Source organism: Cyclobacterium sp. 1_MG-2023 (assembly GCF_030546805.1).
Taxonomy (GTDB): Bacteria; Bacteroidota; Bacteroidia; order Cytophagales; family Cyclobacteriaceae; genus Cyclobacterium.
Map to the genome: position 1 here is coordinate 285,469 of NZ_JAUOPC010000008.1, position 12,460 is coordinate 297,928.

14 protein-coding genes are annotated in these 12,460 nt (G+C 39.5%); 11 read left to right on the plus strand and 3 right to left on the minus strand.

Features of this window, described 5'->3' with window-relative positions; genetic code table 11:
* Positions 1-87 precede the first annotated feature (87 nt).
* From Q4534_RS14755 to Q4534_RS14800, 10 genes are all read left to right on the plus strand, one after another.
* Positions 88-2,394, plus strand: coding sequence for a putative monovalent cation/H+ antiporter subunit A (locus Q4534_RS14755; protein WP_303613915.1), 2,307 nt, complete (start codon positions 88-90; stop codon positions 2,392-2,394).
* A 2-nt stretch (positions 2,395-2,396) separates the two neighbouring features.
* The gene (locus Q4534_RS14760; RefSeq protein ID WP_014020897.1) at positions 2,397-2,807 is read left to right on the plus strand and encodes a Na+/H+ antiporter subunit B; all 411 of its coding nucleotides are present in this window, start codon (positions 2,397-2,399) and stop codon (positions 2,805-2,807) included.
* Between the two features lies 1 nt (position 2,808).
* Entirely contained in the window at positions 2,809-3,162 is a 354-nt protein-coding gene (locus Q4534_RS14765; protein WP_014020896.1) for a Na+/H+ antiporter subunit C, read from the plus strand.
* Positions 3,159-4,667 (plus strand): proton-conducting transporter membrane subunit, encoded by a 1,509-nt coding sequence (locus Q4534_RS14770; protein ID WP_303613916.1) that lies wholly within the window; start codon positions 3,159-3,161, stop codon positions 4,665-4,667. The genes Q4534_RS14765 and Q4534_RS14770 overlap by 4 nt, the downstream gene beginning before the upstream one ends.
* Before the next feature lie 12 nt (positions 4,668-4,679).
* Positions 4,680-5,159 carry a Na+/H+ antiporter subunit E gene (locus Q4534_RS14775; protein WP_303613917.1) on the plus strand — a complete coding sequence of 160 codons (480 nt, stop codon included), beginning with the start codon at positions 4,680-4,682 and terminating at the stop codon, positions 5,157-5,159.
* Positions 5,156-5,431, plus strand: coding sequence for a cation:proton antiporter (locus tag Q4534_RS14780; RefSeq protein WP_303613918.1), 276 nt, complete (start codon positions 5,156-5,158; stop codon positions 5,429-5,431). Before Q4534_RS14775 ends, Q4534_RS14780 begins: the two co-directional genes overlap by 4 nt.
* Positions 5,424-5,819: a monovalent cation/H(+) antiporter subunit G gene (mnhG, locus tag Q4534_RS14785; RefSeq protein WP_303613919.1), complete on the plus strand. Its 396-nt coding sequence runs from the start codon at positions 5,424-5,426 to the stop codon at positions 5,817-5,819. Before Q4534_RS14780 ends, mnhG begins: the two co-directional genes overlap by 8 nt.
* Positions 5,797-6,960: a lactonase family protein gene (locus Q4534_RS14790; protein ID WP_303613920.1), complete on the plus strand. Its 1,164-nt coding sequence runs from the start codon at positions 5,797-5,799 to the stop codon at positions 6,958-6,960. The genes mnhG and Q4534_RS14790 overlap by 23 nt, the downstream gene beginning before the upstream one ends.
* A 103-nt stretch (positions 6,961-7,063) precedes the next feature.
* Positions 7,064-8,101 (plus strand): aspartate--ammonia ligase, encoded by a 1,038-nt coding sequence (gene asnA, locus Q4534_RS14795; protein WP_303613921.1) that lies wholly within the window; start codon positions 7,064-7,066, stop codon positions 8,099-8,101.
* A 159-nt stretch (positions 8,102-8,260) separates the two neighbouring features.
* Complete coding sequence (locus tag Q4534_RS14800) at positions 8,261-8,458, plus strand: cold-shock protein (protein WP_014020889.1); 198 nt, start codon at positions 8,261-8,263, stop codon at positions 8,456-8,458.
* Between the two features lie 415 nt (positions 8,459-8,873).
* Here Q4534_RS14800 and Q4534_RS14805 read toward each other — a convergent pair whose 3' ends face one another.
* The 3 genes from Q4534_RS14805 to Q4534_RS14815 all read right to left on the minus strand — a co-directional run bounded on the left by Q4534_RS14805 (position 8,874) and on the right by Q4534_RS14815 (position 10,499).
* Complete coding sequence (locus tag Q4534_RS14805; RefSeq protein ID WP_303613922.1) at positions 8,874-9,746, minus strand: DUF4097 family beta strand repeat-containing protein; 873 nt, start codon at positions 9,744-9,746, stop codon at positions 8,874-8,876.
* 70 nt (positions 9,747-9,816) lie between these two features.
* Entirely contained in the window at positions 9,817-10,215 is a 399-nt protein-coding gene (locus Q4534_RS14810; RefSeq protein ID WP_303613923.1) for a TM2 domain-containing protein, read from the minus strand.
* The gene (locus Q4534_RS14815) at positions 10,200-10,499 is read right to left on the minus strand and encodes a DUF2752 domain-containing protein (RefSeq protein ID WP_303613924.1); all 300 of its coding nucleotides are present in this window, start codon (positions 10,497-10,499) and stop codon (positions 10,200-10,202) included. The genes Q4534_RS14810 and Q4534_RS14815 overlap by 16 nt, the downstream gene beginning before the upstream one ends.
* 291 nt (positions 10,500-10,790) lie before the next feature.
* Between Q4534_RS14815 and Q4534_RS14820 the strand changes: the two genes are divergently transcribed.
* On the plus strand, positions 10,791-11,717 hold the full coding sequence (locus Q4534_RS14820) for a hypothetical protein (RefSeq protein ID WP_303613925.1): 927 nt from the start codon (positions 10,791-10,793) through the stop codon (positions 11,715-11,717).
* Positions 11,718-12,460 lie beyond the last annotated feature (743 nt).

A 12,460-nucleotide genomic window follows, 5' to 3' on the forward strand; every position in this document is an offset into this window, starting at 1 on the left:
AATAGAAACGATTCGTTAACTCCTGTCTTATCCTATAATTTTTTGTATTTTAGGCTTTTGTTAAACAAACTCATTAAATAATCGCTGATGTTGATTGCCGTAATTTCGGGATTTATTTTTGCTTTAGTAATTCCCATGATCATGGGTAAACTGAAGGGAAAATCCACTATTTGGGTTGCTTTACTGCCGTTTTCTATATTTGGGTTTTTTCTTTCGAAACTCCCAATCCTATTGGCAGGGGACACCATAAAAGCCAGTTATCAATGGGTACCATCTATAGGAATCAACCTGGATTTCCACCTTGATGGCCTTTCCTTTCTTTTCGTGTTATTGATAAGCGGGATAGGCACCCTGGTCTTTGTCTATACTTCATCCTACCTCAAAGGACACCAATACCTCGATAGGTTTTATGCCTATCTTTCCATGTTTATGGCATCTATGCTTGGCTTGGTTCTTTCTGACAATATTTATGCCCTTTTTATTTTCTGGGAGTTAACCAGTATAAGTTCTTTCTTTTTAATTGGATTTAACAACGACAATCCGGATTCAAGAAAGTCAGCCATCACAGCTTTGGCCATCACCGGATTCGGTGGGTTATTTTTGATGGCTGCCATGGTAGGCTTGGGACAAATCACCGGTACCTCACAAATATCTGCTTTAATACCTCTTACCGATTCCATTCAATCTCATGAGCTCTATGGGTGGGTTTTGGTGTTTCTATTTATCGCAGCTTTTACCAAGTCCGCTCAATTTCCATTCCACTTTTGGTTGCCCGGCGCAATGAAAGCTCCAACACCTGTTTCAACCTACCTGCATTCAGCGACTATGGTAAAAGCAGGGATTTACTTGCTGGCCCGGTTTACCCCCGTCTTAGGAAACCATGAATGGTGGAACAGTACCCTAATCATTGTAGGGGCCATTACCATGACCTATGCGGCCATTCATGCTTTGTTTAGGCTAGACCTCAAGGGAATTCTGGCCTACTCCACCATTTCTGCATTAGGTATTCTGGTTTTCTTAATTGGCCTTGGCACCAAAGATGCTTTACTGGCAGCTGCGGTGTTTATACTGGTACACGCCTTGTATAAAGCCACACTATTCCTAGTAACCGGCATTATAGACCACGAGACAGGCACCCGAGACATCCGCCAGCTTGGTGGTTTAAATAAGGTAATGCTTCCCGTGGGAATTGCAGCCATTCTTGCCGCCATCTCCAATGCCGGTATTCCTCCTTCCTTTGGATTTGTGGGAAAAGACTTGATTTATGAGGCCACCTTGGGCATGGGAGACATTGCTTGGCTCCTAACCGGTCTGGCCATCATCACCAATGCAGCCTTATTATTTGCCGGTTTTTTAGCCGGAATAAAACCTTTTGTAGGGAAACTACCGGAAAAATACCAAAAGCTTCACCTGCCTAGCCCGGCCATGTACCTTCCCCCAATGTTGCTTGGCATATTGGGTATTCTTTTCGGTCTGGCCCCGGGATTAATTGAAGGAGGCATTATAAAGCCCGTCGTACAATCCATCACAGGAGGCACCCCGGATTTTCAATTAAAACTTTGGCATGGTTTCAACCTGATTTTGGCTCTTAGTGCCATCACCATTGGTTCAGGCATCGCCTTGTATTTCTTATTGAAACCTTCTGAAGGGCTACTTGCCAAGGTAACAAGGTTTGAAAAGATTTCCCCCCATACAATTATCAACAAAATTGCCGATGCTTTTGTAGGCCTTAGCAGGATATGGACAAAGTTTTTCCAAAATGGATACCTAAGGTTCTACCTCATCACGATCCTGTCCTTCCTATGCATTTTGTTGGCTTACCGCTTCTTCTCAGGTGTAGAGTTATACCTGGATACATCCAAACTCTCCGATGTTACATTCTATGAGGCGGTGGTAGTTGTGATCATGGCCACTGCCATTTTCTTCACTGTATTTTCAAATTCCAGACTTACGGCTGTGGCCTCCCTTGGTGTAGTGGGATACTCTTTCTGTATGATCTTTTTGTTTTATTCTGCACCTGACCTGGCCATGACCCAGTTTTCTATAGATACCCTCACGGTTATTCTATTTGTTTTGGTCTTATATAATCTTCCAAGGTACTTGGTATTGCCTGATAACAATGACAAAATCCGGGACGGCTTACTCGCCTTGGTGTTTGGTGGGCTTATCAGCGTATTGACCTTGGAGGTAATGAATGAGTCGGTAACCAAGGAAATCAGTGAATACTATGCAAAGAACGCTTATATTCTAGGTAAAGGAAAAAATGTGGTGAACGTTATCCTGGTAGATTTCAGGGGCTTTGATACCATTGTGGAAATCACTGTATTGGCCATTGCAGCCATCGGTGTATTTGGCCTTTTGAAACTTCATCTTAAAAGTACTGAAAAAGAATAATTATGAAAACCATCATATTTAAGACAGCATCGGCATACCTGCTTCCCTTGCTTTTGCTTTTTTCAATCTTCATCCTATTGCGTGGTCATTATTTACCGGGCGGAGGTTTTGTTGGGGGATTAATGGCTTCCATTGCTTTTGTAATTCATTCTTTTGCCAATGGAATCGATAAAACGAAAAACATCATGACCTTCCATCCGGGATTTTTGATGCCTGTAGGCCTACTATTGGCCTTGGTATCCGGCGCATTGCCCTTGTTTTTCGGGGACACCTTTATGACAGGGTTATGGATGGAGAATGCAGTACCAGTCATCGGTAAGGTAGGTTCTGCTTTATTTTTCGACACGGGCGTTTACCTGGTCGTTATAGGTGTTACCCTCACCATTATTTTCACCATATCAGAAGGATTATAATATGGAAATTTTATTGGTAATAATCATAGGGCTCTTGTATGCCGCAGGCATCTATATGATGCTGAGAAGAAGTTTGGTCAAGCTGATTATTGGTTTGATCTTGCTCGGCAACGGAGCCAATCTGTTAATATTTCTACTGGGGAAAATTGTCAAAGGACAGCCCCCTATTATTGCATCTTCAGAAAAGATGCTGGGAGAATTGTATGCAGACCCTGTACCACAGGCATTAATCCTTACAGCCATAGTTATTAGTTTTGGACTGCAGGCCTTCGCGATAATTCTGGTCAAAAGGGCTTACAAGGTGGTTAAAACAGACGATCTGGACGAAATGAACGCAACCGACGAAGACTTATGAACAACCCATACATTGTTTTACCGGTAATTTTCCAGCTTTTTATAGCCGTGTTATTGATGTTCTCCTGGAACAGCAAAAATATTCAAAAGCTTATTTCTGTAACCGGATCCTTAATCGCTCTTGTAATAAGCATTTTGCTTTTGGTAAAAGTAAATACCGAGGGCATTCAGATCATGCAAGCAGGAGGTTGGGCTGCTCCTTTTGGGATCACCTTCGTCGCAGACACCTTCAGCTCTCTTTTGGTACTGCTTACCGCAATTGCCGGCTTAGCTGTCAGTGTATACTCTGTGGGAAGCATCCGAAATGCCCGGGTTAAATTTGGGTATTTCCCCATTTTCCACTTGCTTATCATGGGACTCAGTGGCGCATTCCTCACAGGAGATATCTTCAACCTGTATGTCTGGTTTGAGATCATCATTATTTCCTCCTTTGTATTGCTCACCATTGGAGGGGAGAAAGCACAGATAGAAGGTGCCATCAAATATGTCACCATGAACTTATTGGCCTCGGTCATCTTTCTTACCGCCATTGCCATCCTTTACGGCTTGACCGGCAGTTTGAATATGGCAGACCTTTCCTTGAGGGTTGCTGAAATTGAAAACAGAGGTTTGGTAAATGTAACCGCCGTACTCTTTCTTGTAGGGTTTGGAATTAAATCAGCCGTATTCCCATTGTATTTTTGGCTTCCGGCCTCCTACCATACCCCTCCCCCGGCTATTTCAGCCATTTTCGGAGGACTACTTACCAAGGTAGGGGTTTATGCATTACTTAGGGTGTTTACCTTGATCTTTGTACCGGATGCTTTTCTCTCCACAGTCATCATGGTGTTGGCAATTTTCACCATTCTATCAGGTGGAATAGGTGCGCTGATTCAAAACAACATGAGAAAAGTAATTAGCTACCTGATTATTTGCCACATTGGTTTTATGCTAGCAGGTTTGGGAGTTTATAGCAGTTTGGCCATTGCCGGAGCCATCTTTTACCTGGTGCATGACATTGTGGTGAAAACCAATCTTTTCATGGTTAGCGGATTGATATTTAAGTTCAAAGGAACCTATTCCATGCGTTTGCTTGGAAGTTTTTATAAGGAACATCCGAAGTTAAGCCTTCTGATGGCTGTTCCACTCTTTAGCTTGGTAGGAATCCCTCCATTGTCAGGCTTTTGGGGCAAGTTGCTTATCCTTCAAGGGGCCATTGAACAAACAAATATATTGGTGGTGGTTTTCGTAATACTGGGAAGTTTCCTTACCTTATTCATTATCGCTCGCTTGTGGTCTGAAGTTTTCTGGAAAGATGGCCCTGAGCTACCGGAGAAAAAGCATATCAAGTATTTTAATGCCTTAAAACCTCTGAAAAGAAGAGCCATGATTGGTTCCATACTCTTCCTTTCTTTAATTTCACTAGGAATAGGCTTTGGCGCAGAGTGGGTCATGCGATTGTCAATAAAAATCGCGGAAAATCTCATGGATCCCACACAATATATTCAAGCAGTTTTGGGCAATTAATTCGACAGAAAAATGATAAAAACCAGGTTTCTTAGTAACCTATTGCTTTCCTTTATTTGGCTGGCAGTAACAGGTGATTTCTCTTTTATAAATTTCGTGTTTGGCTTTACCTTGAGTTTCTTGTTGATGTGGCTTATTTCACAACGGGGAGAAGACAACAGGTATCTCTACCGAGGACCAAAAGTGATTGCCTTTATATTCTTTTTCTTGTCCGAACTGGTAAAAGCCAACTTGCAGGTGGCCTATGATGTCATTACCCCCAGTTATTTCATGAAACCGGGCATCATCAAAATCCCTCTGGATGCAAAAACAGATATGGAGATCACCTTATTGGCCAACCTTATCACCCTGACCCCCGGAACCTTAAGTCTGGATGTGTCGGACGATCGTAAAGTACTCTATGTACATGCCATGTATGTCAAAAACAAAGAGCACTTTATTGCTGATATTAAAAATGGATTTGAACGTAAACTTTTGGAGATTTTGAGATGAGTGTATACGACTTCCTATATTATATAATTCTCCCGGTACTGGCCCTTTCTACCCTGTTAATATTTATCAGGTTTCTAATTGGCCCTACGCTATCAGACAGGGTGGTAGCACTTGATCTATTGCTTACTACCGGAATTGGCATCATTACCATCTACAGTATTTATACCAACCAACCGGCCTTTCTGGATATCGCCATGATCATGGCCTTGATTGCCTTCTTAGGTACTGTCGCATTTTCTTATTATTTAGATAAAAGAGAAAAAAATGAGTGATTTACTAATCATAATTCTAAGCTCCCTAGGAGCCCTATTTATATTACTTGCAGCAGTTGGGGTAATTCGAATGCCCGATCTTTACCTTCGAATTTCTGTTACTACCAAAGCTGCCACCTTGGGCATAGGTTTATTGCTGATTTCTGCTGCGGTATATTTCAATGAAATTGGAATTACTTCCAGGGTATTGGCCATTATTATATTCATATTGCTAACTGCTCCTGTTGGTGCACATATGATAGGAAGAGCTTCCTATTTCTCTGGTGTGAAACTTTGGTCCAAATCTAAAGAGGACGATTTAAAAGGTAAATACCATCCAAAAACGCATGAATTGGCCAGTGGCATGAACAAAACCGATGAAAAAAATGAAAGTGAAAAATCTAATTAACGCCTGTTTTCTAATGATCTTTATGGCTTGCGGTACAGCTTCAAATGACAATAAGACAGCAAATAAACAGAATGAGGAAGCTACATCCTCAGCTCATTTGTTTCTATTGGGGACCTATACCAAGTCTCCGGAACAAGGCATTCACCTGATGGCCTTTCATCCCGATGAAGGCAATATTCAAACCATCAGCACAGCGGTAGCCGTAGAAAACCCTTCCTTTGTTATTGCCAACGAAGCCCAAAACCTGGTCTATTCAGTGGAAGAAAACGGAGGTGAAGAAGGTGGAAAAATCACTGCTTTCAGCCTTACGAATGGGAAGTTAGAAAAGCTTAATTCAGTGAAAGCAGCCGCTAAATCACCCTGTTATATCACTTTAGATCCAAGTGAATCTTTTGCCGTTACGGCCAATTATAGTTCCGGTGATTTTTCTGTAATCCCTATCGCAGAAAACGGACAAGTAAAGCCTGTTACCCAGGTTGTTGCCCACCAAGGAAGTAGCGTGATCACCAACAGACAGAAAGAACCGCATGTACACGCGGCTATTTTCCATCCCAATGACGGTAACCTATTCATTGCGGATCTTGGGACTGATGAAGTGGTAGTGTATGAATTTGACAGTAGCTTGGAAAAGCCCGTGAAAACGGAACCTATTTTCAGGTTAAAAGTAGCTCCCGGTGCAGGTCCTAGGCATATGGTCTTTAACAGCACAGGAGATAAACTTTACCTTATTCATGAAATATCAGCAGAAATTGGGGTTTATTCTTATGAGCAGGGTGAGTTAAAGCATCAAGCCACCCACCCATTGACTGAAGAGGAATTTGAAGGCAAAGTTGGAGCTGCAGAAGTAAGGCTTAGTCCTGACGGGAAATTCCTTTACGCATCTAACCGCGGTGAGGCCAATGAAATTATCGTTTTTAAAATTGAAGGGGATGGGGACTTAACCCATGTACAAACCGTATCTTCCATGGGAAAAGCTCCAAGAAATTTCAATATCACCAATGATGGGAAATACCTTTTGACAGGAAACCAAGATTCAAATACCATCATTACTTTTGAAAGAGACCTTGAATCCGGTGAGCTGAAGCCAACAGATACCAAATTTGAGATTCATAAACCCGTTTATATTAATTTCTTGCCTTAAATCAGGCAAACAAACAGGATATTTTCTTGAATCAATTCTTTTCCTTAATATTGGGCCGATTTTGAGAAGAACGATAAATCGTGAACACAGTAAATAAAAAAACATGGCAGCAACGAGCGAGCTGAAATACAAATCCTTGTTAAACAGGAGAGAGACAGAAAAAGCCATAGACCTCATCAAAACAAAATTCCCAAAGATGATGTCCGAAAAGTTAAACCTTTTCAAGGTGTCTTGTCCATTGATCATAATGGATGGAACAGGTATAAACGATGACCTAAGTGGTACCGAACGACCTGTGAAATTTCCAATAAAAAATCAAGGGGATGCTCCCGGAGTTGTGGTTCAATCATTGGCGAAATGGAAAAGATGGCAATTGGCCGAGCTTGAAACTGTAGATGGTGAGGGCATTATTACTGACATGAGGGCATTAAGACCTGATGAAGACTACTCGCCGCAGCATTCATTATATGTAGACCAGTGGGATTGGGAACAAAAAATCAATCTTTCCGAAAGAAATCTAGATTATCTCAAAGGGGTAGTGGAAAGCATCTATGGGATTTATCAAGAAATGGAAAAAAGTGTCGTTTCTCTTTTTCCACAGATTAGCCCAATATTGCCGGAAAAAATTAAATTTATTCAGGCGGAGGATTTGCTACAAGCATTCCCCAATTTAAGCCCAAAAGAAAGAGAATATGAAGCCACAAAAGCACATGGCGCTGTATTTTTAATAGGTATTGGAGATAAATTAAGTAATGGGGAAAAGCATGATGACCGAGCACCGGACTATGACGACTGGAGCAGCTATAATTCCGAAGGCCATAAAGGGTTGAATGGAGACATTTTGGTTTGGAACCCTGTATTGGAAAACTCTTTTGAACTTTCTTCCATGGGCATAAGAGTAGATGCCGAAACTTTGGCTCATCAGTTAAAAAATTCCGGTGAAGAAAAAAGAGCTGGTTTATTTTTCCACCAAAAGCTATTAAATGGGGAATTGCCTCAAAGTATAGGTGGTGGAATTGGTCAGTCCAGAACCTGTATGTTCTTGCTAAGAAAAAAGCACATTGGAGAGGTACAATCGGGAATTTGGCCTGAAAATGAATTTCAAAAATGTAAGGAAGAAGGCATTGAATTAATGAGATAATAATCCAATTAAAGGGTTGAATCTTACTGTTTTTGGCCATTTCTTGGCCAATGCATTTTATGTAATCTTTTAATTCCTGAAAATATTTTTATACAAGAGTTTTTTTTGCCAAAAGATTCATTACCTTTACCTCAATAAATACAATCAATTAATTATATTATGAACACAGGAAAAGTAAAATTTTTTAATGAATCTAAAGGATTCGGTTTTATTATTGATGATGAATCATCAAAAGAGTATTTTGTGCATGTCTCTGGACTAATTGACGAAATCAGAGAAGACGATGATGTATCCTTTGATCTTAAAGAAGGAAGAAAAGGTCTGAATGCAGTGAATGTGAAGGTAGTAAACGCATAACATAACATTGACATCAGTAGTGAAAAGCAATCATCAAAGGTTGCTTTTTTTTTGTGCCTATATTTTTTTATTAAAACATTAATTTCGGGCAATTCTCCATAACTAAACCGTTCCTGATGCTTACTTATTGCTCTTCCTTAATCCTAGTAATCTTTAAGATCAACAAGCCGAGCATGTTGGTATTGTTTTTTTACTTTCAGTAGCAGCTAATCCTACCCTATACTGATATTATTATTACTTAAGGATGAGGAGCCTACTTAAGCGCCCTGAAAACATATTTTTTAAAACCATCGTTATCAAATGCTTACTCAATTGGTCAATAAGGATAAATGCTATTAAAATAAAAATCTCCGAGCTTCCACCCGGAGTTTATTAAGCTAATGCCCTTCCATATATCGCTTGAATGGATAAATATTTAACCCTCAATTACCATCTTACCTGATTGAATTTTCCCTTTTATGGTCACCCCGGCGGCATTGTCAATTAGTAAATCATCACTACTTGATTGATCTCCGATACTAAGCCTTCCACTACCTACCCTGAAATCAAAATTATAATCCTTTAGGGAAGAATTGGTATTTACTTTCATATAGCCGGATGAAGCAGACAGATTAGTTTCCGGCCCTAGCCCACAATCATTGGCAACTAACATACCGGATGTCAAACTGATTTCACCTAATTCTGTGATCTTATTTAAATCCGCTTTTCCTGAACTCATACTTCCGGAAACAAGCCCATCAATATCGGTCAAAACAACCATGCCACTTGAGCCCCTAAACTTAACATTTCCTTTCATCCCTTCCAATGTTCCCATTCCTGAAGACAATTCTAAATTCAAGTCACCTTGGATATTCTCTAGCTCCAGTTTTCCTGAAGAGATTCTCACGCTTAAATTTGGAGATCGAAGGTTTTCTGCTTCAATCTTTCCAGAACTTCCTTTAAGCACAATATCTTCATTTTCAACATTAAACACTTCCATGGTACCTGATGAAGTATTGATATTTAAAGCCATATCTGAAGGACCCGAAATACTGATAAACCCTTTTATTTTAAAGGAGGAGAAAAAGGATCCAAAATCATCCCTAGGTTCAAAATCTACAAACAACTCCTCTCCAATTTTCTTTACCGTAACCCCTTCCATTTGTGCATCACTTGCTTCCACAAAAGCATTTAGAACTACTTCTTCAGCTTCATCCCTCCCGGTATAACTGATTTCAAGTGCTCCACCATTTACATTAACTTTAGTGATGCCATCATAAGTGGACTCAATATCACTAATGGTTTCCATGGATATCGGATTACAAGAAATTTGTATACCCGAGAACCCCACAAGGACAAACAAAAATAATAGCGGGTATTTATGCATCTTTATTGTTTTTAAAGGCATCATTATTGGTTTTGAAATCATCACTTACAGCCAATAAGGAAAGTGTTTCATGGGCAATTTTGATGTTATACTCATAAGTCAAGCTTTTGTAATTGACCAAATCCACTATGGTTCCAATAAAACACAAGCCAACGGTAAGTAGGTATAAAATCCCCAGGCCAATTTGCCCTAGAATAAAACGATGCAATCCTGCAAAGCCAAAAAAACCTATCAGTGTTAATATTAAAATCATTTGGCTATCCTTCCTTCTGGCCCGATATACCTGAGCAAATAAACTTGCTTGCTCCTCATTCATGTCTTTCAATATTCCTTGGATATAGCCCAATTCCATTCCTTCCAGTTCCGGAAGGTGTCTCAATACATTTGCCATAATTTCTTATTTAAATTTAATTTTATTAATTCAATTATTCTTAATATTATTACTAAGAAAGCAAAGCCTCCCAATGGGTGGAAAGCCCAAGAAGTGGTGAAATCTCCATGCATAAAATAATGAATGGATCGACCAATACCACAGCCAGGGCACCAGGTGAACCCTAATGAATCAAGCGGACAAAGACTAAAGGAATGCGATGTTTCTGCACCGGCAGTGTACAAACCCAAAAGAGCAATTGTCCATAAAATCAATTCCAGAATCCCTGAGTTGATTACTTTCATGTCTATCAATATACGAATAGAATGCCAGTTATAAAATAAGGCAATGAAGCGAGTATGAGCCTATTTGCAGCATAGATGTGTTCGTTAAAAGAACAAATAATGTTCGTTAACGGACAGGGGATATTGGAAGAATATCCCAAACGCAAGGAAAGCTTTAATATCAGAGAAGTTTTGAATTAAAATAAAATTAATGATGAAAACGAATAGCTTTTTGTACATTAGAAAATCATAATTGAGATACTAAAGATTTTAAAATTTTAAAGATCGAGATAAATGGTAAATAAGAGTAAAATGAGCAATCCCCATCTTTTCAGGTTTCCAAAATATTTCAAAACACTTTTATTCACTGCTTTTTTATTGAACAGTAGGCTGCTTATTGCTCAAGAAGATACCGATCTTTTTCTTCTTGAATGCAAGAAGAATCTGTTTGGTTTTACTATTTACCCCGAGACAGTAAAAAAAATATCAAAAGGAGATGGATATGATAACCAACCTTCTTTTATCAATAAAAGGCAACTGGTATTTACCTCTCAAGATCAGGCAGGTAATTTTGACGTAATCTTATATAATCTAGCTACTGATAAATACACCAATATGACAAGAACTCCCGAGCTAGATGAGTTCTCACCTAAGCTAACAAGTTGCGGTCAATATATTTCCACTGTCAGGGTGGAAAAAGACAGCAGTCAGCGCATATGGTTATATCCGATAAATTTCGGGGAACCGGAACTTTTGTACGACGACATCGAACCCGTAGGATATTATGGTTGGCATGGGGAAACAGCTGCCTTGTTTCTGGTAGGTTCACCAAACCGATTGGTCTACCCTTACAGCAGAAAAGATATATTTGAGGTAGCAAAAAACCCTGGACGCTGCTTAAGCCAAAGACCAGGTACAAATGAGATTGTGTATGTAGACAAAAGCTCAAATATCGTATCTAATGGCAAAGAAACTTATGAATTAAAAGCTTTTGATGTAAAAAGCAGACAATCAAAATCCATAGGTATAGCTTTAGCCGGCGCCGAAGACTTTGTATGGATTGATAAGAACAACCTTTTAATGGCTCAGGAAAATACCATCTATTTAAAAAACATTAGCAAAGGGACTGATTGGGAAGAAATAGCTATATTAACTATTCCGGAATACCATAACATCAGCAGAATTTCATTGAGCCCGGACAATAAAAAACTGGTCATCGCAATGGAACCGATAAAATGAATGGAGAGTTTTAATGTGGGATGAAGCATATTAAACTTTGTTACATTCGAACTTTTCAATTAAAGGTAATGCTGAAAGTGTTTAGGATATTACAAAACTAAATAGAACCATCTAATCTATAACAAAAATAAGAACTAGGTGTAGATTGCATCTACACCTTTCTATTTTACCAAAATGTTTTTCTGTTGAATACGCTGTACTTATAATTCATGATTCGAATACGTCTGGATTTGGCCTGTATATAGAACATATACAGATTCATCGTTTACTAGGTGATTATCATATTAGGTATGAATTCAAAATCTTGAATCCTACATTAGAGCCACGATCTGGTCTAAGTTTAGCGAAGCGTAACTTAGACCTATCATGAAGAAAGTTTTCAACTTTCGCTATTGAAGAGAAGCGCTTTTTGGGTTGACTTCGACTCGGCTCAGGAACCGAAACCAAAGTCAAAGAAAACAAATCATAGAATGGCCTTCACCTCACATTGCTCGGCAATTCCTCGTAGTTTTGGCCCGTCCGATGTTTCTTGATTGGGTCTTATGGATAAGTTGTACGATCTGGTCTAAGTTTAGCGAAGCGTAACTTAGACCTATCATAAAGAAAGTTTTCTACTTTCGTTATTAAAGAGAAGCGCTTTTTGGGTTGACTTCGACTCGGCTCGGAAACCGAAACCAAAGTCAAAGAAAACAAATCATAGAATGGCCTTCACCTCACATTGCTCGGCAATTCCTCGTAGTTTT

What these genes read in the sequence shown, in the direction of transcription:
- Q4534_RS14810 (WP_303613923.1), bottom strand. Translation starts at nt 10,215, where the DNA reads ATGGCAAATGTATTGAGACACCTTCCGGAACTGGAAGGAATGGAATTG.
- Q4534_RS14770 (WP_303613916.1), top strand. Translation starts at nt 3,159, where the DNA reads ATGAACAACCCATACATTGTTTTACCGGTAATTTTCCAGCTTTTTATA.
- Q4534_RS14815 (WP_303613924.1), bottom strand. Translation starts at nt 10,499, where the DNA reads ATGAAAGTAATCAACTCAGGGATTCTGGAATTGATTTTATGGACAATT.
- Q4534_RS14790 (WP_303613920.1), top strand. Translation starts at nt 5,797, where the DNA reads ATGAAAGTGAAAAATCTAATTAACGCCTGTTTTCTAATGATCTTTATG.
- Q4534_RS14805 (WP_303613922.1), bottom strand. Translation starts at nt 9,746, where the DNA reads ATGGAAACCATTAGTGATATTGAGTCCACTTATGATGGCATCACTAAA.
- asnA (WP_303613921.1), top strand. Translation starts at nt 7,064, where the DNA reads ATGGCAGCAACGAGCGAGCTGAAATACAAATCCTTGTTAAACAGGAGA.
- Q4534_RS14780 (WP_303613918.1), top strand. Translation starts at nt 5,156, where the DNA reads ATGAGTGTATACGACTTCCTATATTATATAATTCTCCCGGTACTGGCC.
- Q4534_RS14775 (WP_303613917.1), top strand. Translation starts at nt 4,680, where the DNA reads ATGATAAAAACCAGGTTTCTTAGTAACCTATTGCTTTCCTTTATTTGG.
- Q4534_RS14755 (WP_303613915.1), top strand. Translation starts at nt 88, where the DNA reads ATGTTGATTGCCGTAATTTCGGGATTTATTTTTGCTTTAGTAATTCCC.
- Q4534_RS14765 (WP_014020896.1), top strand. Translation starts at nt 2,809, where the DNA reads ATGGAAATTTTATTGGTAATAATCATAGGGCTCTTGTATGCCGCAGGC.
- Q4534_RS14760 (WP_014020897.1), top strand. Translation starts at nt 2,397, where the DNA reads ATGAAAACCATCATATTTAAGACAGCATCGGCATACCTGCTTCCCTTG.
- Q4534_RS14820 (WP_303613925.1), top strand. Translation starts at nt 10,791, where the DNA reads ATGAGCAATCCCCATCTTTTCAGGTTTCCAAAATATTTCAAAACACTT.
- mnhG (WP_303613919.1), top strand. Translation starts at nt 5,424, where the DNA reads ATGAGTGATTTACTAATCATAATTCTAAGCTCCCTAGGAGCCCTATTT.
- Q4534_RS14800 (WP_014020889.1), top strand. Translation starts at nt 8,261, where the DNA reads ATGAACACAGGAAAAGTAAAATTTTTTAATGAATCTAAAGGATTCGGT.